This is a genomic window from Maricaulis sp. (genome assembly GCF_017642925.1).
GTDB lineage: Bacteria > Pseudomonadota > Alphaproteobacteria > Caulobacterales > Maricaulaceae > Maricaulis.
The window spans coordinates 42,003-63,904 of the sequence record NZ_JAEPOL010000005.1 but is presented as its reverse complement, the minus strand read 5'-3'; the positions used below and the strand labels follow the sequence as shown (position 1 = coordinate 63,904).

Genomic DNA, 21,902 nt, shown 5'->3' with positions numbered 1-21,902 from the left:
CATTGCCACACGGACAGAGGAGACATGGGGATGAGAGCGGATAATCGAGCAGGCTATGCCGACCGGATCGATCGTGTCGTGGCGTATATCGAGGCAGCCGACGAGGAAGCCGCGCTGGATCTGGAGACCCTTGCGGGCGTCGCGGCACTGTCGCCGTTTCACTTCCATCGCATCTACCGGATCATGACGGGTGAGACCCCGGCGGAAACCGTGCGCCGCATCCGTCTGGTGCGCACAGCGCCGGCCCTGCAGGATGATCGCCTGACCGTGACCCAGGCGGCCGCAGCGTCGGGGTATTCGTCCAGCCAGTCCTTCGCCCGCGCCATAAAGGCCGCGACGGGTGCAACGGCGAGCGAGATCCGGGCGGGAGGCGGCACCCTGTTCGAGCGTCTGCTACAGCCGCAGGGCATCGAGGCCGAGACGCCCATGCCGGTCGAAATCGTCTCCACCGACCCGCTGCGCCTGCTCGCGATCCGCAATATCGGCGCCTATGCCGAGCTGAACCTGACTTATGAGCGCCTGTTCGCCACCGTCTTCTCGCAGCTTCCGATGGAAAGCCTGCGTGGCATCTGGGGCGTCTGGCACGAGGACCCGCGCTTCTGCGATCCCGCAGACCTCCATTTCGACTGCGCCATCGAGGTCGCAGAGAGCTTCCCCGAGCAGGGCGAGATCGAGCTGCTCGGTATCGCCGGTGGCCGGCACGCCCGCCTGCGCCATGTCGGCAGCTATACGTCGCTGCATGACACGATCGACCGGCTCTACGCCTTGATCATGGCGGACGACACGCATCTGATCGCCGACCGGCCCCTGATCGTGAACTATGTCGACGATCCGGAAAGCCGCCCCGAAGCGGAATGGCGGTCGGATATCTACCTGCCGCTAGCCTGACCGATCTGATATAAAGAAATGTGCATGTCGTTATACTCTGTTGACAGGCGTTCGCAGCTGGCGCAGTCTGACGCTGCGACGGTGCCCGCAAGGGCATAACAGGGAATACCGGTACGGCCTGTCTGACAGGTCAAGTCCGGAGCTGTCCCCGCAACTGTTGGCGGCTGGCCTCCTCAATATGCCACTGGGTGGAAACCCGGGAAGGCGAGGGGGCTGCAAAGGCCGCAAGCCAGGAGACCTACCGTCGCTCGGACAACTCGAACACACCGGACGGGGATATCCGGCGGAGGACAGATTATGATTTTCAGCTCCAGCAGCCGGGGCCGAAGCCCCCGAGACGTGTCAGGTACAAGCCTTGATCCGGGCTGACGGTGACGCGCTCACAGGCTGAGCGACGCTTTCCCCTAACAGATGCCCAATGTGCCAGAGGCCGCCGCCATTCCGGCCGGGAGATCGGTCCCGACGGGATGATTGTGGACTGGTATTGCGGTTGTGACCGGCCGGACCCCGACGCGGACACCATGGTTCTGGCCTGGTTGATCTCCAGCCGGGCGACGGACCAGGGCCGTGCGGCAAGACGGCTTGCGAGCCGGCTGCGCACGGAGATCGGGCATCCGAACAGTCGAGACCGCCGACGCATGCTGACGCTTCTGGAGCATGTCGCCCGGCATCGTCCGGCACAGGGGTAAGCCGTCCAGGCACGCATTCGAATTTTCACATCCAAGAACCATGAAAGGGACGATCATGACGATCCGGTCCAGCAATCTCGGCTTTCCGCGCATCGGGCGCCGCCGGGAACTGAAAAAGGCCGTCGAGGCCTATTGGCGCGGCGAGGTTTCCGCAGAAGCCCTGAAGGATACCGGCCGCGAACTGCGCCGCCGGCACTGGGCGCTCCAGGCCGAGGCGGGTATCGACATCATTCCGTCGAACGATTTTTCTTTCTACGACCAGATGCTCGACATGAGCGTTGCGCTCGGAGCCGTTCCCGAACGTTTTGGCTGGCAACCCGGCACGATCGGGCTCGATACCTATTTCGACATGGCCCGCGGTCACGGTGATGTGCCGGCCCTCGAAATGACCAAGTGGTTCGACACGAACTATCACTATCTCGTCCCCGAACTGCGTGAAGGACAGACCTTCTCGCTCGCCTCCACGCACATCATCGACGCCTATGAAGAGGCGAGCGAAGCGGGATACCGGACCCGGCCGGTGATCATCGGGCCGGTGACATGGCTGATGCTGGGCAAGTGCAAGAGCGGCGAGATCGATCCGCTGGACCTGCTCGGGCGGGTATTGCCGGTATACCGGGACATTCTGGGCCGTCTCGCGAAAGCGGGCGCGGACTGGGTGCAGATCGACGAACCGGTCCTTGTGACCGATCTGAGCGACGCACAGAAGGCAGCGGTAGGCGAAGCCTATGCCGGTTTGACCGGTGCTGGCCCGAACCTCCTGCTGACGACCTATTTCGGGGCTCTGGGCGACAATCTGGATCTCGTTGCGGACCTGCCGGTCGAGGGGCTGCATGTCGATCTGGTACGTGCGCCGCACCAGCTGGATGCAGTCCTGGCGGCCTGGCCGCAGGACCGGACCCTGTCGCTCGGCGTGATCGACGGACGCAATATCTGGCGCACGGATCTTTCCGCAGCGTTCGCCCGGGTCGAGACGGCGATCGCTGCCCGGGGCGGGGGAGATATCGAGATCGCGCCGTCCTGTTCCCTGTTGCACGTGCCGGTCGATCTGGAACAGGAAGATCGCCTCGATGACGCGCTGAAAGCCTGGCTCGCCTTTGCCAAGCAGAAGCTGGAGGAGGTCGTGACCCTCGCGCAGGCGGCGCAGAGCGGGCGAGCCTCCCGGTCCGCAGCATTTGACGCCAGCGATGCCGCACAGGCGTCCCGGCGCGCGTCCCCGCGAATCCATGACCCGGCCGTCGCAGACCGGCTGGCGGCATCGGCGGACACGGATGCACGGCGCGCATCGCCCTATGAACGGCGCAGTCTTGAACAGCGTGCCCGGCTGAACCTGCCGGTGTATCCGACGACCACGATCGGCTCCTTCCCGCAGACCCAGCCCGTCCGGGAGGCGCGTGCGGCCAACGGCAAGGGCGACATGAACGATGCCGACTACGATGCCTTCCTCAAGGCGGCGACCGAGGATGCCATCCGCCGCCAGGAAGCGCTGGGACTGGACATGCTGGTCCATGGCGAGTTCGAGCGGAATGACATGGTCGAGTATTTCGGCGAACAGCTCGACGGTTTCGCCTTCACGCGTTTCGGCTGGGTCCAGTCCTATGGATCGCGCTGTGTGAAGCCGCCGGTCATTTTCGGCGATGTATCGCGTCCGGCGCCGATGACGGTCGAATGGACGGCCTATGCACAGAGTCTCACCGGCAAACCAGTGAAAGGCATGCTGACAGGACCGGTGACCATCCTGCAATGGTCGTTCGTGCGTGACGATCAGCCGCGTTCGCAGACATGCCGGCAGATCGCCTATGCCATCCGTGACGAGGTTGTCGATCTGGAGAAAGCCGGGGTTGGCGCGATCCAGATCGACGAGCCGGCGCTGCGCGAGGGTTTGCCGCTGCGGCGCGCGGACTGGGCCGGGTATCTGGACTGGGCGGGCACCTGTTTCCGCATCGCCGCATCGGGCGTGTCCGACGCGACCCAGATCCACACCCATATGTGTTATTCCGAGTTCAATGACATCATGCCGTCGATCGCGGGACTCGACGCCGACGTGATCTCGATCGAGGCATCGCGCTCGGACATGGAGTTGCTCGAGGCGTTCGCCGAGTTCAGCTATCCGAACGAGATCGGGCCGGGCATATGGGATATCCACTCGCCGCGGGTTCCGGGTGAGGCCGAGCTTGAGCGCCTCCTTGTGAAAGCGGCCGATGTGATCCCGGCCGACCGGATCTGGGTCAATCCCGATTGCGGACTGAAAACGCGGGGCTGGCCGGAAGTCGAGGCATCCCTGAAAGGCATGGTCGCCGTTGCGGGACGGCTCAGGCAGGCCGCGGAATAACCGTCTTGCGCCCCGGGGATCCGTGCCGTGTCTCCGGGGCGTCTTTTTGTGATGCGGGCGCAGTTGCCCGTCCGGCCGGCTCCGCTAGTCTGAGGCTTCACGAGACGGAGACCGGGATGCGGACCTTTCTGGCCGGGATCATCATTGCCATTGCCGGGGCATCGAGCGGGGCGGCGCAAGCCCAGCCCGCGGTCTATCGCGTGGTCAATGTCGACAGTCATGACGTACTCAATGTGCGCAGCACGCCCAGTCCGACGAGTGCACTTGTCGGCTCCCTGCCGCCCGGTGCAAACCGGGTCGAGGTGCTGGAAACGCGGCATGGCTGGGGCCGGGTCCTGCTGCGCGGAGCTGAAGGCTGGGTCAGTCTCGCCTATCTGGCGGAAGACGAGCGGCCGGACATTCCCGGTCAGTCGGCGCCGGGCGGCTTCGCCTGTGCCGGGACCGAACCCTTCTGGGGACTTCAGATCGATGTCGACGGCCAGGGACGCTTCAACGATGCGATGTCGATGGGCGAGGAGCGCGGTTTTGCGGTGAGTGATGCGCGCACCGCGCGGGGGCGCATGCATCCTTTCATCTACCGGTTCGGCGGCGATGTGAGTGGTTTTGCAATCGTTTCGCCGCAGGCCTGTTCTGACGGGATGAGCGAGCGCGGCTATGGTTGGCACGTCAGCGCGGATATTGAAGACGGTGAGGGACGGCGCCTGTTGGACGGCTGCTGTTGGACTCCGGCTGCAGAATAATTTTCCGACGCTGCATCCGGACGGGGGCCTGGCGGCAACCTGTTATCGAAAGGTGCCGCGGGGTGCCGCCGGAAAGGGATGAATGCAATGGTCGAGATCTTCCACAGTTACTGGTGGCTGCTGTTTCCGCTGGGGTTCTTTCTGGCTGCCGGCTGGGGCAGTTTCATGCGCTACAAGCGCACCCAGGCCAAGATCGACCTGATCAAGAGCTTCACGGCCGCGGGCAAGGAGCCGCCGGCCGAATTGCTCGCTTCGCTCGATAACGACAACACGCATCGCCACGAATATCACACCTCCGGCGAGGAAAGCAGCGGCAGCCCTGGCGGTGGCCATGTCTTTCTGGTCGTGCTGTTCACCGGTCTGGCTGGCGTGTTTGCTTATACCGGCTATGCCGGACTGCTGGGCGGCACCACGCGCGAAATGTATTTCATCTCAATGGTGCTCGGTGTGCTCGCGGTCGCGTTTCTTTTCAGCGGCCTGTTTTCGCGCCGCCGCAGGAATGACTGATCATGCAGGCCCCCGACGACGCTGCGCTGGTCGCGGCGGCCCGGTCGGGATCGGATGAGGCCTTTGCCCGTATCGTGGACCGGTACCAGTCGCCGGTCCGCGGCTTTTTGCGGCGGGTAAGTGGCAATGACGCCGATGCTGACGAGATCGCACAGGATGCTTTCGTCGATGCGTGGACGCATTTGGGCAGCCTGCGCGACGGAGCGAAGCTCAAATCCTGGCTGTTCGCGATTGCCTGGCGCAAGGCCAAGGCGCGCGCCCGGTCCATGTCGCGCACCCGCACTCGGGAAACCGCCTGGCAGGCCTTGCAGCCGGTCAGCGAGGCGCCGCAGCGCGAACTGGCCCTGGCGATGCAGCAGGCGCTTGCGGAACTGCCGGAAGAGCAGCGGGCGGCCGTCGCGCTCTGCCTGGCCGGAGGCTGGTCGCACAGCGATGCGGCAAATGTCTTGGACTTGCCGCTGGGTACGATAAAATCCCATGTCAGCCGGGGCCGCACCCGTCTGATGGCCATTCTGGGAGTGGACGATGCGTGAACACGATCCGCTGCAGGACTTCTTCCGCGCTGGCGATGTGCCGGCGCGCGATCCCGGTTTCCGGCTGGCCGTGATGGCCGATATCGCCCATCGCCGCTTCCGGCGGGAACTGGCCGAACGGCTGGGGCAGGGGCTGGTGGTGTGCCTGCTCGCACTGATCACGGCTCCCATCGCCGGGGATGTGCTGGAAACCCTGTTCCGGGGCGGGGAGTCCCGTTTCGCCCTTGTGACGCTGCCCCTGGCTCTGGGTGTGGGCCTGATCGGTCATTTCTGGCTGAATGGGCGTCTGCGCGTACGCCTGCCGAATTTGCTCTAGCCTGGACCCGGATTCGGGCGTCAGCCATTTGCCCCCGCGACGCGGGCGTGAATCGCCTATACTCGTGCCCGGACAGCGGGGAGGTGCGCATGCTGGTCCTGATTACCGGTCTGGTTCTGTTTCTGGGCGTTCATTCGCTGCGCGTGGTGCCGGGCGCGCGGCCGGCCTTGCAGTCGGCTCTGGGGGAAACGCCCTACAAGCTGGCCTATACGGCGATATCGCTCGTCGGTTTCGGCCTCGTCATCTACGGCATGATGCTCGCCCAGCCTGTGGCCGGAACCGTCTGGGCGCCGCCGGTGTGGACGCGTCATCTGGCTTTCGCCCTGGTGCCGCTGGGGCTGATCCTTATCGTGTCGGCCTATGCGCCAGGACATATCCGCCACTGGGTACGCCATCCCATGCTGGCCGGGGTCATGCTGTGGGCGGGTGCACACTTCCTTGCCAATGGCGAACGCGCCGCACTCGTGCTGTTCGGCAGTTTCTTTGTCTGGTCGCTGGTGACCTTCGTGTCGTCCTGGCTGCGCGAGACCCCGCCGCCGGTCGTGAAGGGCTGGGGCGGCGATCTGACGGCGATCGTGCTGGGCGCACTTGCAGCGCTTATCATCATGAATCTTCATATGTATCTGTTCGGCGTGGCCATCATCGGATAGTCCGCCTGCATCCAATTCCGCACGATGGTGCATCAAGGTGTCAAACGGGCAGCATTGTGCGGACCCGCCCAGATACGGGAGTTACGAAAATGGACCTGACAGTCATGCTGGTGTCGATGTCGCCCTTCATCATGGTGGTGGCTATCGTCTGGATCGCAATGAGCGCGGTATCGCGCAATCGCCGGGCAACGCTGCGCGTCGTCGAGGAGGCGATCCGCAACGGGCAGACCATGACGCCGGAGACGATCCGCGCACTGGGTATGCCGCGCAAGGATTCCAATGGCGATCTGAAGAGCGGTTCGATCCTGGTGGCCATCGCGCTGGCCCTGATCGTTCTGGGCTTTGCCATCTTCGGTGTCGAGGGTGATGCGGAAGCCATGTACATCATGCCGGCCGTCGCGGCCTTCCCGGGCCTGATCGGTCTGGTGCTGATCGGCTTTGGCCTGTTCGGCAAAAAAGACCAGGCCTGAGGAGGACGCCGCCGATGAAGGCGCCGGACGAAGAACTTGTCGCCCTCGTGGTCGCCACCAAGAATGCGGCGGCTTTCGGGGAGCTGGTCCGGCGCCACCAGGGGCTGGTCAGGGGGATGCTGCATCGCATGTGCCGCAACCATGCCCTGGCTGACGATCTCGCGCAGGACGCCTTCATCCGCGCCTACGAGAAGATCGGCACCTTCACCGGCAAGGGCGCATTCAAGTCCTGGCTGTGCTCGATTGCCTACACGGAATTCCTGATGGCCGCGCGCAAGCGGCGCTCCACCGAGCGGGCCATGGAGAAATTCCAGACCGGACTGGAAGACAGCGAAGCGCCACGGGACATGGGCAATGTGGTTGATCTCGACCGGGCGCTTGCCACATTGAAGGAGGAGGAACGCATCGCGGTGGTGATGTGCTACTCTTGCGGATTGTCGCATTCCGAAGCTGCAGAGGCGACCGGAATGCCGCTGGGAACGGTGAAATCGCATGTGAACCGGGGGCGGGCCAAATTGCAGGCCTACTTCCAGGAAGCTGAGGAAATGGCGTCATGACGATAGATGATGCATTCGATGCAAGGCTGAAGGCGGCCTTTGCCGACGCCGCAGCCCCGCTGGAACGCGACAGCGAGAGCGAAGCCTTTTCCAGATCGGTGGTCGAGCGCCTGTCGCGTCCGGACCGCAAACGGGTCCTGATCCTGGGCGGTGCTGGCTCCACGGGATCGGCCATTGCCGGGAGTCAACTCGAAAGCGTGTTCGGCAACATGCATGTCCCCACCGAAGGCCTGCTGGCCAATGCCGGCTTCCTGATGTCGCCGGAAGTGCTCGCCGCGGCCGCCATGGCCGTCGCCGTCGGTCTCGTTGCTGTCGTCCTGCCGCGCCGGATTGCCGGCTGATACTGCACGGGCGAGGGCGGGCTTTTGCACCGCAGCATTGTGAGCTAGTCTCTCCGGCCAACCCCGGAGAGACAGCCATGTCCGCCCAGACCCAGACCCGCCGCATCACTGCTCCTGAAATCCGGGCCCGCAAGGGCGGCGAACCGATCGTCTGCCTGACGGCCTATGATGCCCCGATGGCGCGGCTGCTCGACCCGCACTGCGATCTCCTGCTGGTCGGCGACAGCGTCGGCATGGTGGTGCACGGGCTCGATTCGACCATCGGCGTTACCCTCGACATGATGATCCTGCACGGCCAGGCCGTGATGCGCGGCGCCAAGCGCGCGCTGGTGACCGTCGACATGCCGTTCGGCAGCTACGAAAAGTCGCCGCAGCAGGCGTTCGAGAACGCCGCCCGCATCATGTGCGAGACCGGCTGCCAGGCGATCAAGATCGAGAGCGGGACCTATGCCGCCGAAACCATCGACTTCATGGCCCAGCGCTCGATCCCGGTAATGGGGCATATCGGGCTCCGGCCCCAGGCGGCGCTGGCCGATGGCGGGTTCAAGGCCAAGGGCCGCACCCGCGCCGAGCGCCAGAAAGTGATCGATGAAGCCATGGCGACCGCGGACGCAGGCGCCTTTGCCATCGTTGTGGAAGGCGTGGCCGAGGATCTCGCTCTGGAAATCACCCAGAAAGTGCCGGTCCCCACGATCGGCATCGGTGCTTCGGCGGCCTGCGACGGCCAGGTGCTGGTCACCCAGGATATGCTGGGCGTGTTCGAGTGGACGCCGAAATTCGTCAAGCGCTATGACAACCAGGCCGAACGCACGACCGCTGCGGTGCAGCGTTATGCCGAGGAGGTGCGCGATCGCAGCTTCCCGGCCACGGCACAGGTCTACACCATGACGCGTCAGGACGGTTGAGCTCTGTTGCCGCCCGGCGCGGGTAAGGCTAGGGTCCCGCGCAAACCTTTCGGCATGGGCACAAGAACGACGGAGCCACATCGACGTGGTCGATATTTTCGAGGAAGTCGACGAAGAACTTCGCCGCGACAAGTATCAGGATTTATTGCGCAAGTACGGCCCCTGGGTGCTCGGCGGCGCGCTGGTGATCATCGCCGGTGCGGCCGGTTACCAGGGCTGGAACGCGTGGCGTACGGCACAGCATGAGGCGTCGTCCGATGCCTATGTGTCCGCGCTGCGTGCGGCCGAGGCCGGCAATTACTCCCTGGCATCGACCGGATTCGAGACGCTCGCCGAGGACGGCGTCGGCGGCTATCCGGAACTGGCGCTGCTGCAGCGCGGTTCGGTTGCGCTGGAAGAGGGCGACCGCGAAGCGGCTGCCGGCTTCTTCGACCGGGCGGCCCGCCAGGCGTCCGATCCTGTCATTCGCGACCTGGCCACGCTGAAATCGGTCTGGGCCCGGTGGGACGCACTGAGCTTCAACGATATCGAGATCCGCCTGACGCCGCTGACCGGCGACACCTCGCCCTACCGCTTCCTGGCGCGTGAGGCGATCGCTGCGGCTGCGCTGCGCGATGGCAATCTCGAACGTGCCCGCGAAACCTACCAGCTGATCAGCTTCGGCTTCGACGCCCCGCAGGGCGTGCGGCAACGCGCCCAGGAAGCCCTGGCCGTGATCGCGAGCCGGTCGGCGACGCAGGCACCGGCCGAAGCCGCAGGCGGCGAAGCTGAAGCCGGCATGCCGGCAGGCGACGTGACGGAAGACCCGGCACCGGCCGGCGATGATGAAAATGACGCCGGGGAGCCAGGCGATGAATAGTGTCGAGCGTATCCGTAATCTTCTCGCCGTGGCGCTGATCGCGCCGCTGGCGGCCTGTTCCTCGATCCCGGACATTCCCAATCCGCTCAATGTGATCCCGGGCATCGGGGATGACGAGGATGACAATCTGAACGGCACGGCGCCGGACGATAACCGCGTTTCGATCATGTCGTTCGAACAGGGCCTCCAGCTCGATACCGAAGCGGCACCGGTCGATCTGCCGACGGCCTATGTGAACCAGGTCTGGCCGCAGCCGGACGGCTATCCGACACACGCCCTGCAGCACACCCAGGCGAGCGGCCCTCTCGAAGTGGCCTGGCGCCAGAGCTTCGGTGAGGGGTCGGACAATAATCGCCGTATCATCGCGCGGCCTGTCGTCGCCGATGGCCGTATCTTCACGATCGACGCCAATGGCGTGGTCTTTGCCCATGATGCCGACAGCGGTGCCCGTCAATGGTCGACGCGTCTGGAAGGTCCCAACCGGCGCGACCGCATGTCCTTCGGCGGCGCCGTGGCCTATGATGGCGGCCGTGTCTACGCGCATTCCGGCTACAACTATTTCGTGGCGCTGGATGCCGAGAGCGGTGACGAGATCTGGCGCAGCGATGTGCTGGTTCCCTTCCACGGGGCGCCGACCGTGGCCGATGGCCGTGTCTTCGTGACCAGCGACAATAACGAGCTCCTCGCGCTCGACGCCGATGACGGTACCGTCATGTGGACCCATCCGGGCATCGTCGAGACCGCCCGCCTGCTGACCGCGCCGTCCCCGGCCGTGCTGGGCGATCTGGTCATTGCACCCTTCGCCTCGGGCGAGTTGATCGCGCTGCGTGTGCAGAACGGCAATCCGATCTGGTCGGACAGCCTGTCCGGCTCGTCCCGTCTGACGGCCGTGTCCGAGATCAACGATCTCGCCGGCAGCCCGGTCATCATGGAAGACACCGTCTATGCGATGAGCCATTCCGGTCTGCTGGTGGCGATTTCGCTGCGCACCGGCGAGCGTCTGTGGACGCAGCCGGCCGGCGGCTCCCAGGCGCCGTGGGTGGCAGGCAATTATCTCTTCGTCACCACGAATGAAGCCGAGATCGTCTGTCTCGACCGCCGTGACGGATCCGTCCTCTGGATGACGCAGCTCGACCTGTTCGAAAATCCGAACAAGCGCCGGGACCGCATCGCCTGGACGGGCCCGGTTCTCGCCGGCGGCCGCGTCTTTGTGGCATCGAGCAATGGTCAGGGCGTGGTGCTGAATGCCTATGACGGTGAAGTTCTGCGCGAGATGGACCTGCGCGACGACGTCTTCATCGGCCCGGTCATCGCCAATGAGACCATCTATGTGCTCACCGACGAGGCGCGGCTGATCGCGATCCGCTAACGGCAAATCGGGCGTTCAGCGGCTTTTTGTGATTTCATTCCGTGTGAAATTGCTCTAGGCGCTCGCGCATGACTGCATATCTGCCCCGCATCGCCGTCGTCGGACGGCCCAATGTGGGTAAATCCACCCTGTTCAACCGGCTGGCCGGAAAACCGCTGGCGATCGTCGACGATCGCCCGGGGGTCACGCGTGACCGTCGCGAGGCGCGCGGCCGGCTGGGCGATATGGAACTCCTGCTGATCGACACGGCGGGCTATGACGATGGCGAGAAGGCCGGTCTGGACGCTGAAATGCGCACCCAGACCGAGATTGCGCTCAAGGATGCCGATCTCTGCCTCTTCCTGATCGATGCCCGTACCGGCGTGACGCCGCTGGACCAGAGCTTTGCCGATGTGATCCGCCGCTCGGGCAAACCGGTCGTTCTGGTCGCCAACAAGTGCGAGGGCCGGTTCGGCGAGAGCGGGTTGATGGACGCCTACGGCCTTGGCCTGGGCGAGCCTGTGCCCCTGTCGGCGGCCCATGGCGGCGGTATCGGCGACCTTTATGATGCCGTCGAGACCGGTCTGGGCAGCATGGCCCGCGATGCCAAACGCTATCGCGACGACAGCGAGGATCCGCCGCTGCGGATCGCCGTGATCGGCCGTCCGAATGCGGGCAAGTCGACCCTCATCAATGCGCTGATCGGCGAGGAACGCCTGATCACCGGGCCTGAAGCGGGGATCACCCGCGACGCGATCTCGATCGACTGGATGTGGGACGGGCGCCGGGTGCGTTTGCACGACACGGCCGGTCTGAGAAAGCGCGGCAAGGTCAATGACCGGCTGGAGCGCATGAGCGCCGCCGACACACTGCGCGCCGTGAAGTTTGCCGAAGTCGTGCTGCTGATCGTCGATGCCGGCCACCCGCTGGAAAAGCAGGACCTGCACCTGGCCGACATGGCCTACAAGGAAGGCCGCGCGGTCGCGATCGCTGTTTCCAAGATGGACCTCGTGCACCAGCGCGACGCCTTCATCAAGGACATACGCACCGAGTTCGAGCGCTTGCTGCCGCAGATGACCGGTGCGCCGATCCTGCCGATCTCGGCCCTCAAGAAGAAAGGGCTGGAGACGATCATGCCGGCCCTGTCGCGACTGCATACCGACTGGGATGCCAAGGTGAAGACCCGGGATCTCAATGACTGGCTGCACGAGATGATCGAGCGGCATCCGCCGCCCTCGATCAATGGCCGCCGCGTCAAGCCGCGCTATATCACCCAGACCAAGGGCCGTCCGCCGACCTTCGTGATGATGTGCTCGCGCGCCAGCGAACTGCCGGAAAGCTACAAGCGCTATCTGGTGAACGGGCTGCGCGAGGCTTTCGATCTGCCCGGTGTGCCGATCCGTCTGATCGTGAAAGCGGGCAAGAATCCTTACGCCGATGGCGAGCGTGGCGGCAGTGCGCCGGTCCGGGCCGGAGCGCCGGCGCGGGCCAGCGTGCCGCGCATCCGTCAGAAGCCCAAGGGCGCCCCCGGATCGGTCAAGAAAGCCGGCAAGCCGGGCAAGGCGGCCGGACCGCGCAAGCCCAGCTGACGGGAAGAAGACATCGCCGGCCCTTCCTGCACGGCGCTCAGGACGTCTCCAGCCGGTATTTGCGGAAGACCTCGCCCTCATAGCTGACTTCGCCCACCATCTCCGCCCCCAGCCGCTCCAGACCGCGCACATGGCGGCGCGAGGGCGGCAGGAGGAAGGTAATCCACGGGATGCGCGCATCGGCGCGGGCGAAGGCGAGGGCCTTGCGGGTGATTGTGAGGCCGAGACCGAAATCCTGCGGCCGCAGCACCAGGCCGTAATCCCAGTCCTCACCTTCCTTCTGGAAGCCGCCCCAGCCGGCATAGCGCCCGTCCGCCAGGATCGCCCAGTGTCCCAGCCCGTCGCGTGCCCAGCACGCCTCCTTGGCGGCGATGAAGGCTGTGCAGGTCTCCATGTCCCAACCGCCGTTGAGCAGGGGCATGTGCTCGGCCAGGCGTGGATCGGACATGTGGTCCAGGATCGCGTCCGGCGCGATCCTGGTGAGGCGTGTGAAGGCGATGTCGGGACGCTGAGGCATGCCGCCCAGCTAGCACCGGCTTGGGGGCAACGGGAAGCCGGTGCGTCACGCGCTCACGGCAAGTTGAGCGCTAGCCCTCGAACCGCACGATTTCGCCGTGGCGGGCACAGTCCGGACCGACCAGTTCGGCGACCAGCGGCCACAGGGCGGCCGGTTCCGGCAGGGAATTGGGATCCTCGCCCGGGAAGGCCTTGGCGCGCATCCGCGTGCGCATGGCGCCGGGATAGACGACATTGATGCGCAGGCTGGGCGAATTCACGTGCTCGGCAGCCCAGGACTGGGCGAGGGCGTCGAGGCCGGACTTGGCGGCCGCGTAGGGCGCCCAGAAGGCCCGGCGCGAGCTGGCGGCGCCCGAGGAGATGAAGACGGCGCGGCCGGCATCCGACGACAGCAGCGGTCCCTCGAAGGCGCGGATCATGCGCGCCGGCGCGACCAGGTTCACACCCAGCACGTTCTGCCAGGTCTTGGCCTTCACCTGGGCGGCCGGTGTCAGCTCACCCAGCGCACCGGCATTGGCGATCATGATGTCCAGCTTGCCCCAACGGTCGGTGACAATCTGGCCGAGCTGTTCGATCCCGTCTTCCGACATCAGGTCCATCGGCACGAGCGTCGTGGTCCCGCCGGCAGCCTTGATGGCGTCGTCCAGCTCTTCCAGGGCGCCCTGGGTGCGGGCGGTGGCGATCACATGGGCGCCGGCCTTGGCCAGTTCCAGGGCCAGAGCCCGGCCAATACCCCGCGAGGCCCCGCTGACGAGAGCGAGGCGGCCTTTCAGATCGATGTCGGTCATGCGTCCACCAGAAGCGAGAGCTGGAATTCCTTGGCCGAGAGGTCCCGGTCGTGGTCGACGAGACGGGTCGGGTACTCGCCGGTGAAATAGTGGTCGGCAAGTTGCGGGTTCGCATCATTGCGCGCTTCGCCGCAGACGGCCTGGTAGAGACCGTCGACCGACAGGAAGCCGAGGCTGTCGGCCTCGAGCTTGGCGGCCATTTCGTCCAGTTCCATGTTCGCGGCGATCAGTTCGGCCCGTCCGGCCATGTCGATGCCGTAGAAGTCCGGAAACTTGATCGGCGGGCAGGCCGAGCGGAAATGCACTTCCGCCGCGCCGGCCTCGCGCATCATGCGCACGATCTTCAGCGAGGTCGTGCCGCGCACGATGGAATCGTCGATCAGCAGGACGCGCTTGCCGCGCACCACGGCCGCATTGGCCGAGTGTTTGCGGCGGACCGACAGGTCGCGCCGGTCCTGGGTCGGCTGGATGAAGGTCCGGCCGACGAAGTGCGAGCGGATGATGCCCAGTTCGAAGGGCACGCCTGCCGCTTCCGAATAGCCGATCGCAGCCGGCACGCCGCTGTCGGGCACGGGCACGATGACGTCGACATCGGCCGGTGTTTCCATCGCCAGCTGGCGGCCCATCTGTTTACGGGCCTCGTAGACCGAGCGGCCGCCGATGATCGAGTCGGGCCGGGCAAAATAGATGTATTCGAAGGCGCAGATGCGGGCCGGATGAGCCGGGGCGAAGCGTTCGGAACGGATGCCGTCCTCGCTCACTACGACGGCCTCGCCGGGCTCGATATCGCGCACGAAACTCGCGCCGACCATGTCCAGCGCACAGGTTTCCGAGGCGAAGATCACCGCGTCACCCAGCGTGCCCATCACCAGCGGCCGGATGCCGTAGGGGTCACGGGCGGCGATCAGGCGGTCATTCACCAGCGCCACGAAAGCGAAGGCGCCCTGCACCTGTTTCAGCGCCTGCAGGACGCGATTGGTCAGCTTGGTCTTTTTTGACTGGGCAGCCAGGTGCAGAACGACCTCCGAATCGGAGGTCGACTGGAAGATGGCGCCGTGGCTGACGAGCTCTTCGCGCAGGACGCGGGCATTCGTCAGATTGCCGTTGTGGGCGAGGGCGATGCCGCCGCCGCGCACATCCGAATACAGCGGCTGCACATTGCGCAGCACGGATGCACCCTGGGTGGAATAGCGGGCATGGCCGATCGCGACCCTGCCGGGCAGGCGCTGCGGCATGTCTGGCGAGGTGAAGTTCTCGCCGACAAGGCCGAGATAGCGCTCGATATGGAAACGCGACCCGTCATGGGTCGCGATGCCGCAGGCTTCCTGTCCACGATGCTGCAGGGCGTGAAGCCCGAGCGCAGTGAGAACACCGGCATCTACCGCATTGTAAACGGCGAAAACACCGCATTCTTCCTGGGGGCGATCCGTCTCGGGATCGTAAGTGAGCGTGGCAGTTTGGGGGTTGGCCTGGCTCATCCGTCCTCGTCCTGGTCATCCGTGGTCGAACCGATGAGGTCATCTAGTCGGTTTCGGTCGCGGCTTCCATAGGAGCTGTCATTATTTCTTATTGTTTCTGCAATCGGGTCGTCCTCGCCATAGGGCAGGGGACGGGTCTCGGCCAGCCGCGAGGTCTCGGGAGCCAGCGTCTGCAGGGCCCGGGCCGTCGCGCCGACCAGCGGATAGATGCGCGCCTGGGTCACCCAGGCCGGCGGGCGTCCGCTTTCACCCATCGTTGCGGCCATGAAGATCACACCGAGACCGAGCAGGACGAGGCCGCGCACGACGCCGAAGACAAAGCCCAGCGTGCGGTCGACGACATTCACATCTTCGCCCTTGGCCAGTCCCTTGGAGAGCGAGCTCGTCACGAAAGTGACGGCCAGATAGATCAGGATGAAGACGGCCGCGCCGACGGCGACAGGTGCCAGCCAGTCCGGATCGATGATGTCGCGGGCCGGGCCGATGAAAACCGGCAGACTCCACAAGGCCGCCAGTGAGGCGGCGACGAAGGCGGTGACCGACAGGGCTTCGCGGACAAAGCCGCGCACCAGCGCCAGGAGGCCGGAAATCAACAGGATGGCGAGGCCGATCCCGTCGAAGGCACTCAGCGATCCATCCATCCCTGCAACTCCTACTCTCCCGCCAGAGCCCGCAAAGTCTGCACCAATTCGAGCGCCGTGGCCACGCCATGCACCCGCACGGGTGCGTTACCGTCGGCCGCGGCCTGGGGCGCGATGGCCGAGTCGAAACCGAGCTTTGCGGCTTCCTTCAGCCGGGCCTCAGAGCGTCCGACGGGACGAACATCGCCGGAAAGACTGATTTCTCCGTAAACGACACCCTTGCCCGGCAGCGCCACATCCATTGCCGAGGAGACAATCGCGGCGGCAACGGCCAGATCGGCGGCCGGCTCGGTGATTTTCAGCCCGCCGGCAACATTGAGGAAGATGTCGCGATTGGAGATGTTGACGCCGCAGCGCGCTTCCAGCACGGCCAGCACCATGGCGAGGCGCCCTGAATCCCAGCCCACAACAGCGCGGCGCGGTGTGCCGAAGGCGGCGGGCGCGACCAGCGCCTGGATCTCCGACAGGACCGGCCGCGTGCCCTCCATGCCGGCAAAGACCGCGGCACCGGGATTGGCCTCGGCGCGGCCATCAAGAAAGAGGGAGGAGGGGTTGGTGACCTCGCCGAGCCCCTTGTCGCCCATCTCGAACACACCGATCTCGTCGGTCGGTCCGAAGCGGTTCTTCACGGCGCGCAGGATGCGGAACTGGTGCGAGCGCTCGCCTTCGAAATAGAGCACCGCATCGACCATGTGCTCGACCACGCGCGGCCCAGCAATCTGGCCGTCCTTGGTGACATGGCCGACCAGGATGACGGTGCAGTTCCGTTTCTTGGCAAAGCGGACGAGTTCCTGGGCGCAGGCGCGCACCTGGGCCACCGTGCCCGGCGCGGCCGCCAGCTGGTCGGTCCACAGCGTCTGGATCGAATCGATCACGACGATGTCCGGCTTTTCCGATTTCAGCCCGTCCAGAATGTCGTTGAGCGAGGTCTCGGCTGCCAGTGCCACCGGCGCATCGGCCAGACCGAGCCGGCGGGCGCGGCGGCGCACCTGGTCGATCGCTTCCTCGCCGGAAATATAGATGGCGCGCGTATTCTGGTTGGCCAGCTGCGCCATCATCTGCAGCAGAAGCGTCGACTTGCCGATGCCGGGATCGCCGCCGACGAGGATGGCCGAGCCGGGCACCAGCCCGCCGCCGGCCACCCGGTCCAGCTCGTCTATGCCCGATCGCAGGCGCGGCGTTTCCGGGGTCTCGGCCCCGAGATCGACCAGTTCCAGGCGGGCTGCGCGGCCACGCTTTTTCGCGGCGGTTGCCTGTGTGCCCAGGGGCGCGGATGCGGCTTCCTCGACCAGGGTGTTCCACTGGCCGCAATCATCGCACTTGCCCGCCCATTTGGAATGGACGGCACCGCAGGACTGGCAGACATAGACGCTATCGGATCGGGCCATGTGGGTGTGTCTCCTTCTGTTTGCGCACAGTCAAGCAGGGGAGGATGACAGAATGTGTCCGGGGTCAGCGCCGTCTGGCAGCCGGCTTGTAGATGCGGTGGAAACGCAGGCCCAGACGGACCAGGAATTCGTAGGAGATGGTGGCGGCACTGTTGGCCATGTCCTCGATATCGCCGCCGAGGAAGCAGACCGGGTGCCCCGGTGCGAGCGGGTTATCGACATCGGTGACATCGACACCGATCAGGTCCATCGACACCCGGCCCAGGATCGGCACACGGGTCTCGCCGATCCGGCCGAACCCGCCATTGCCGAAGGCGCGCAGCAGCCCGTCGGCATAGCCGGCCGCGACTGTCGCGATGCGGCGCGGCGTGTCAGCCGTGAAGGTTGCGCCATAGCCCACCGTGTCGCCGGGCCGCAGCGTGCGGATCTGCAGGATGGGGGCGTCGATCTCGACCGCCGGTTCGAAGGGCGAGGGATAGCCGGGGGCGGGAACCCCGCCGAACAGGGCGAGCCCGGGGCGCAGCACGTCGAAATGATAGTCCGGCCCCAGCAGGATGCCGGCAGAATTGGACAGCGAGGCGGGAATGCCGTGGAAGGCCTCACGGATGCGGGAGAAGCGTTCCAGCTGCCGTGCATTGAGCGGGTAGACCGGCTCGTCGGCGCAGGCGAGATGGCTCATGATCTGCCGCACATCGATGGCGTCAAGCCGCGCGGGATTCGCGATCAGCGCGTCGGTTTCCTCGGGGCCGAGGCCCAGACGGTTCATGCCGGTGTCGAAATGCAGCGCGCAGGGCAGGTCCGGCGCCTGTTCGCGCAATTGCTCCAGCTGGGCGAGCTCGTTGATCACCGGGAAAAGCTCGGCATCGCGCAGGGCCGGCAGTTCGGCCGGCCAGAACCCGTTGAAGACATAGATGTCGGCCGGGCGCCCGGCGAGCGCCGTGCGGGCCTCGCGGCCTTCCGACGTATGCGCGACATAGAAGGTGCGGCAGCCGGCATCGGCCAGCGCCGGCACCACTTCCATGGCGCCGAGACCATAGGCGTTGGCCTTCACCACGGCGCCGGCCTCGGCGCCGGGCGCGAGGTCGCGGACCTTGCGGTAATTCTGCTGGATGGTCGCCAGATCGATGATCAGGCGCGGAGCGGGTTCGGCGCGTGTGTCAGTCGGACTCGTCGTCATAGCGGGTCTCGAGATCGGTGAACTTCGTCAGCATGCCATCAAAGTGGAGCTTTGCCGATCCGATCGGGCCGTGACGCTGCTTGCCGATGATGACTTCAGCGACTTTCTCAATCCGGCGGAACTCTTCTTCCCAGGCGAGATATTCCGGCGTGTCTTCGCGCGGCTTCTCGCGTTCCTTGTAATAGGCTTCCCGGTAAACGAACAGCACGACGTCAGCGTCCTGCTCGATCGAGCCGGATTCGCGCAGGTCGGACAGCTGCGGTTTCTTGTCGTCGCGATTTTCCACCTGGCGCGACAGCTGGGAGAGGGCGATCACCGGAACGCCGAGCTCCTTGGCCAGCGCCTTGAGGTTCTGGGTGACCTCGGAGACCTCTTCCACCCGGCTGGCGCCGGCACGGGCGCGCGAGGAGGTGACCAGCTGCAGATAGTCGACCACGATCAGGTCGAGGCCGTGCGTACGCTTGAGGCGGCGCGCGCGGGCAGCGAGGGCGGAGATGGGCAGGCCGCCGGTGTCGTCGATATAGAGCGGCAGGCCCTGGATCTCGAGCACGCCGTCGCGGATATCTTCGTACTGGGCCGCGTCGATCGTACCCTGGCGGATCATGTAGCCGGGGATGCCGGTATGGTCGGCGATGAGACGCGTGGCGAGCTGTTCGGCCGACATTTCCAGCGAGTAGAAGCCCACCACGCCGCCATTGACGGTCTTGCGTGTGCCGTCGGGCTGTTCCTCGTACCGGTAGGCCTTGGCGATGTTGAAAGCGATATTCGTCGCCAGCGAGGTCTTGCCCATCGAGGGACGGCCGGCGAGGATGATCAGGTCCGACGGGTGCAGCCCGCCCAGCTTGCGGTCCAGTTCTCTCAGACCCGAGGAGATACCGGCCAGGCCGCCTTCGCGCTCATAGGCTGCCGAAGCGGTTTCCACCGACTCGGCCAGCGCCTGTTTGAAGCTGACAAAGCCGCGCGAGGCCGAGCCTTCCTCGGCCAGATTGTAGAGCTGCTGTTCGATATCCTGGATCAGGGCGCGCGCCTGGACCTCGGCATCGCTGCCGGCGGTATTGGCGAGATCGTGACCGATGCGGATCAGTTCGCGGCGCAGGGCCAGCTCATAGATGATCTTGGCGTACTCGACGGCCGCATTGCCCGTTACTGCGCCTTCCATCAGGACGGCGAGATAGGTGGTGCCACCGATTTCGCGCAGCCCGTCATCGCGGTCGAACTGGGTTTTCAGCACGACGGCGTCGGCCAGCGAGCCGCGGCCGATCAAATCGGCGGCGGTTTCATAGATGCGGCCATGGACCGGGTCGTAGAAATGCGCCGGCTTCAGCCAGTCGGCGACCCGGTGATACATCTCGTTGTCATACAGAAGCGCGCCCAGAAATGCCTGTTCCGCATCCAGGTTGTGCGGTGCCGTATCGGCATTGGCAATTTCGGAGTCGTTCTCGACGAACGGCTGCAGCGCGGTGGTCATTCCGATGGTCCCCTTCACTTCGCCCGCAGGCGAAGGGCGGATCAATACCGGGCCGGATCGCCCGTGGCCACTGTCGAACACTGTCAGATGCAGCTGCCGGACCGGTCGGCGTTAACGATTGTTGATGGCTGTGGATAACGTCACGTCCGCCTTGCCTGTCATGGGTTTGTGCGACAGGGCAGGAGAGTTTCAGGAGCGGGAAAACAAGGGGTTGGATGACCGGTTTATCCACAGTGTGACTGTCATACAGCCCGGCGGGGCCGGAAAGGGGCTGTCGTGCGGAAGATCAGCACAATGGCGATCATCTGGATGACGGTCAGCCAGGCGCCGATCGCTCCGCCGTCATAATAGGGCAGGAAGGTCGACAGCACCCAGGCCGTCTTCGCGGCGACGAAGTGCACAAGGATGGCGGCAAAGGCCCAGCGGGAGCGGAACAGGGCCAGCACGGTGGCCAGCGCCGCGCCGGCAAAGGCGATGACGATCGCCGTTTCCAGCGGCCATTCGATCACCGGCCGCACATCCTCGAACGTCACATTCGGCTCCAGATCGACATATTCGTCGACCGAGAACACGTAGAGACCGAGGATGAAATAGCCCTGCGACAGGGCGAGCAGGAAACACAGGAGCACGCCGAGCCAGCGTTCGACCAGACGGAAGACAGGCGGAAAACCCATTCGCATTTCCTCGGCACGGAAGCAGGTCCGGCCATCCCCTACGGGTTCGTACGCTAGCGCGCGTCTTCCGGATTAGCGACAGCAAAAAGAAAAGGGCGGCCCGGCGGGCCGCCCTTTGAAAATTCGGGAACCTGCAGGACTTACTGCTCGGTTTCCTCGGTCTCGGCTTCGTCGCCGGCCGTTTCGGCTTCCGCAGCCTGCTGGGCAGCCAGTTCCTGGCCTTCCTCGCTGGCTTCGAACAGGGCCGCGGCCTGGGCTTCGGCGATGGCGCGATCTTCGTCGGCTTGGGCCGCGATCACGTCTTCACCGGCCGCCTGGCGTTCGGCTTCCTCTTCGGAACGGGCGACATTGATCGACACCATCACGGAGACATCGGCGTGCAGCTTGATGCGCACGTCGTGGACGCCCAGCGTCTTGATCGGCGAATTCAGCACGACCTGCGAGCGGGCAACCGAAGTGCCGCTGGCCGAGACGATGTCGGCGATGTCGCGGGACGTGACCGAACCGTAGAGCTGACCGCTCTCGCCGGCCTGGCGGATCATGACGAAGCGTTCGCCGTCGATCGTTTCACCAGCCGTGGCAGCTTCTGCAGCGCGTTCGGCGTTACGCTTTTCCAGCGCTTCGCGTTCGGCTTCGAAACGGGCCAGGTTGGCTTCGGTGGCGCGCAGCGCCTTTTCCTGCGGCAGCAGGAAGTTGCGGGCGAAGCCCGGACGCACGGAGACAACGTCACCCATGGCGCCAAGGTTTTCCACGCGTTCAAGGAGAACCAGTTTCATCGTTCAGTCCTCCCTCAATCGACCACGTAGGGCAGCAGGGCCAGCTGGCGGGCGCGCTTGATGGCGCGGGCCAGTTCACGCTGCTTCTTGGCCGAAACCGCGGTGATGCGGGACGGCACGATCTTGCCGCGCTCGGACATGTAGCGGAGCAGCAGCTTGGGGTCCTTGTAATCGATCTTCGGCGCGTTTTCGCCAGAGAACGGGCAGACCTTGCGGCGACGCATGAACGGACGGCGTGCCGGCAGGTTGGAAATGTTTCCGGAAGACATCTG

24 protein-coding genes and 1 riboswitch are annotated in these 21,902 nt (G+C 65.2%); of the genes, 14 read left to right on the top strand and 10 right to left on the bottom strand.

What is annotated here, in order from left to right; genetic code table 11:
- The first annotated feature begins 30 nt into the window (after positions 1-30).
- The 14 genes from JJ918_RS05500 (at position 31) to der (ending at position 12,724) form a co-directional block, all read left to right on the top strand.
- Positions 31-888 (top strand): GyrI-like domain-containing protein, encoded by an 858-nt coding sequence (locus JJ918_RS05500; protein WP_291884318.1) that lies wholly within the window; start codon positions 31-33, stop codon positions 886-888.
- Positions 889-950: 62 nt separating this feature from the next.
- Positions 951-1,149, top strand: a riboswitch (cobalamin riboswitch).
- A gap of 483 nt (positions 1,150-1,632) precedes the next feature.
- Positions 1,633-3,909, top strand: a complete 2,277-nt coding sequence (metE, locus tag JJ918_RS05495) for a 5-methyltetrahydropteroyltriglutamate--homocysteine S-methyltransferase (protein WP_291884314.1) — start codon at positions 1,633-1,635, stop codon at positions 3,907-3,909.
- A gap of 116 nt (positions 3,910-4,025) precedes the next feature.
- The gene (locus JJ918_RS05490; RefSeq protein WP_291884312.1) at positions 4,026-4,649 is read left to right on the top strand and encodes an SH3 domain-containing protein; all 624 of its coding nucleotides are present in this window, start codon (positions 4,026-4,028) and stop codon (positions 4,647-4,649) included.
- Positions 4,650-4,736: 87 nt separating this feature from the next.
- Positions 4,737-5,156, top strand: a complete 420-nt coding sequence (locus JJ918_RS05485; protein ID WP_291884310.1) for a hypothetical protein — start codon at positions 4,737-4,739, stop codon at positions 5,154-5,156.
- A 2-nt stretch (positions 5,157-5,158) separates the two neighbouring features.
- Entirely contained in the window at positions 5,159-5,689 is a 531-nt protein-coding gene (locus tag JJ918_RS05480; protein ID WP_291884309.1) for an RNA polymerase sigma factor, read from the top strand.
- The gene (locus tag JJ918_RS05475) at positions 5,682-6,005 is read left to right on the top strand and encodes a hypothetical protein (RefSeq protein ID WP_291884306.1); all 324 of its coding nucleotides are present in this window, start codon (positions 5,682-5,684) and stop codon (positions 6,003-6,005) included. Before JJ918_RS05480 ends, JJ918_RS05475 begins: the two co-directional genes overlap by 8 nt.
- 89 nt (positions 6,006-6,094) lie before the next feature.
- Complete coding sequence (locus tag JJ918_RS05470; protein ID WP_291884304.1) at positions 6,095-6,655, top strand: NnrU family protein; 561 nt, start codon at positions 6,095-6,097, stop codon at positions 6,653-6,655.
- Between the two features lie 89 nt (positions 6,656-6,744).
- Entirely contained in the window at positions 6,745-7,125 is a 381-nt protein-coding gene (locus JJ918_RS05465; protein WP_291884302.1) for a DUF6249 domain-containing protein, read from the top strand.
- 14 nt (positions 7,126-7,139) lie between these two features.
- Positions 7,140-7,682, top strand: a complete 543-nt coding sequence (locus JJ918_RS05460; protein WP_291884300.1) for a sigma-70 family RNA polymerase sigma factor — start codon at positions 7,140-7,142, stop codon at positions 7,680-7,682.
- The gene (locus JJ918_RS05455; RefSeq protein WP_291884298.1) at positions 7,679-8,023 is read left to right on the top strand and encodes a hypothetical protein; all 345 of its coding nucleotides are present in this window, start codon (positions 7,679-7,681) and stop codon (positions 8,021-8,023) included. Before JJ918_RS05460 ends, JJ918_RS05455 begins: the two co-directional genes overlap by 4 nt.
- A 77-nt stretch (positions 8,024-8,100) precedes the next feature.
- Positions 8,101-8,928 (top strand): 3-methyl-2-oxobutanoate hydroxymethyltransferase, encoded by an 828-nt coding sequence (gene panB, locus JJ918_RS05450; protein ID WP_291884296.1) that lies wholly within the window; start codon positions 8,101-8,103, stop codon positions 8,926-8,928.
- An 85-nt stretch (positions 8,929-9,013) separates the two neighbouring features.
- A complete protein-coding gene (locus JJ918_RS05445) occupies positions 9,014-9,787 on the top strand; it encodes a tetratricopeptide repeat protein (protein WP_291884294.1) in 774 nt (257 codons plus the stop codon).
- The gene (locus JJ918_RS05440; protein WP_291884292.1) at positions 9,780-11,156 is read left to right on the top strand and encodes a PQQ-like beta-propeller repeat protein; all 1,377 of its coding nucleotides are present in this window, start codon (positions 9,780-9,782) and stop codon (positions 11,154-11,156) included. Before JJ918_RS05445 ends, JJ918_RS05440 begins: the two co-directional genes overlap by 8 nt.
- A 68-nt stretch (positions 11,157-11,224) precedes the next feature.
- Entirely contained in the window at positions 11,225-12,724 is a 1,500-nt protein-coding gene (gene der, locus JJ918_RS05435) for a ribosome biogenesis GTPase Der (RefSeq protein WP_291884290.1), read from the top strand.
- 37 nt (positions 12,725-12,761) lie between these two features.
- Here der and JJ918_RS05430 read toward each other — a convergent pair whose 3' ends face one another.
- The 10 genes from JJ918_RS05430 to rpsR form a co-directional block, all read right to left on the bottom strand.
- On the bottom strand, positions 12,762-13,241 hold the full coding sequence (locus JJ918_RS05430) for a GNAT family N-acetyltransferase (RefSeq protein WP_291884288.1): 480 nt from the start codon (positions 13,239-13,241) through the stop codon (positions 12,762-12,764).
- Positions 13,242-13,311: 70 nt separating this feature from the next.
- Entirely contained in the window at positions 13,312-14,028 is a 717-nt protein-coding gene (locus JJ918_RS05425; RefSeq protein ID WP_291884286.1) for an SDR family NAD(P)-dependent oxidoreductase, read from the bottom strand.
- Positions 14,025-15,506, bottom strand: coding sequence for an amidophosphoribosyltransferase (gene purF, locus JJ918_RS05420; RefSeq protein ID WP_291884284.1), 1,482 nt, complete (start codon positions 15,504-15,506; stop codon positions 14,025-14,027). Before purF ends, JJ918_RS05425 begins: the two co-directional genes overlap by 4 nt.
- The gene (locus JJ918_RS05415; RefSeq protein WP_291884282.1) at positions 15,503-16,147 is read right to left on the bottom strand and encodes a CvpA family protein; all 645 of its coding nucleotides are present in this window, start codon (positions 16,145-16,147) and stop codon (positions 15,503-15,505) included. Before JJ918_RS05415 ends, purF begins: the two co-directional genes overlap by 4 nt.
- An 11-nt stretch (positions 16,148-16,158) precedes the next feature.
- Entirely contained in the window at positions 16,159-17,535 is a 1,377-nt protein-coding gene (gene radA / locus JJ918_RS05410; RefSeq protein WP_291884281.1) for a DNA repair protein RadA, read from the bottom strand.
- Between the two features lie 64 nt (positions 17,536-17,599).
- Entirely contained in the window at positions 17,600-18,712 is a 1,113-nt protein-coding gene (gene alr, locus JJ918_RS05405) for an alanine racemase (RefSeq protein WP_291884279.1), read from the bottom strand.
- Positions 18,693-20,180: a replicative DNA helicase gene (locus JJ918_RS05400; protein ID WP_291884278.1), complete on the bottom strand. Its 1,488-nt coding sequence runs from the start codon at positions 20,178-20,180 to the stop codon at positions 18,693-18,695. The genes alr and JJ918_RS05400 overlap by 20 nt, the downstream gene beginning before the upstream one ends.
- Positions 20,181-20,422: 242 nt before the next feature.
- Entirely contained in the window at positions 20,423-20,854 is a 432-nt protein-coding gene (locus JJ918_RS05395) for a hypothetical protein (protein ID WP_291884277.1), read from the bottom strand.
- A gap of 140 nt (positions 20,855-20,994) precedes the next feature.
- Positions 20,995-21,630: a 50S ribosomal protein L9 gene (gene rplI, locus JJ918_RS05390; RefSeq protein ID WP_291884276.1), complete on the bottom strand. Its 636-nt coding sequence runs from the start codon at positions 21,628-21,630 to the stop codon at positions 20,995-20,997.
- Between the two features lie 14 nt (positions 21,631-21,644).
- A complete protein-coding gene (gene rpsR, locus JJ918_RS05385; protein ID WP_138510340.1) occupies positions 21,645-21,899 on the bottom strand; it encodes a 30S ribosomal protein S18 in 255 nt (84 codons plus the stop codon).
- Positions 21,900-21,902 lie beyond the last annotated feature (3 nt).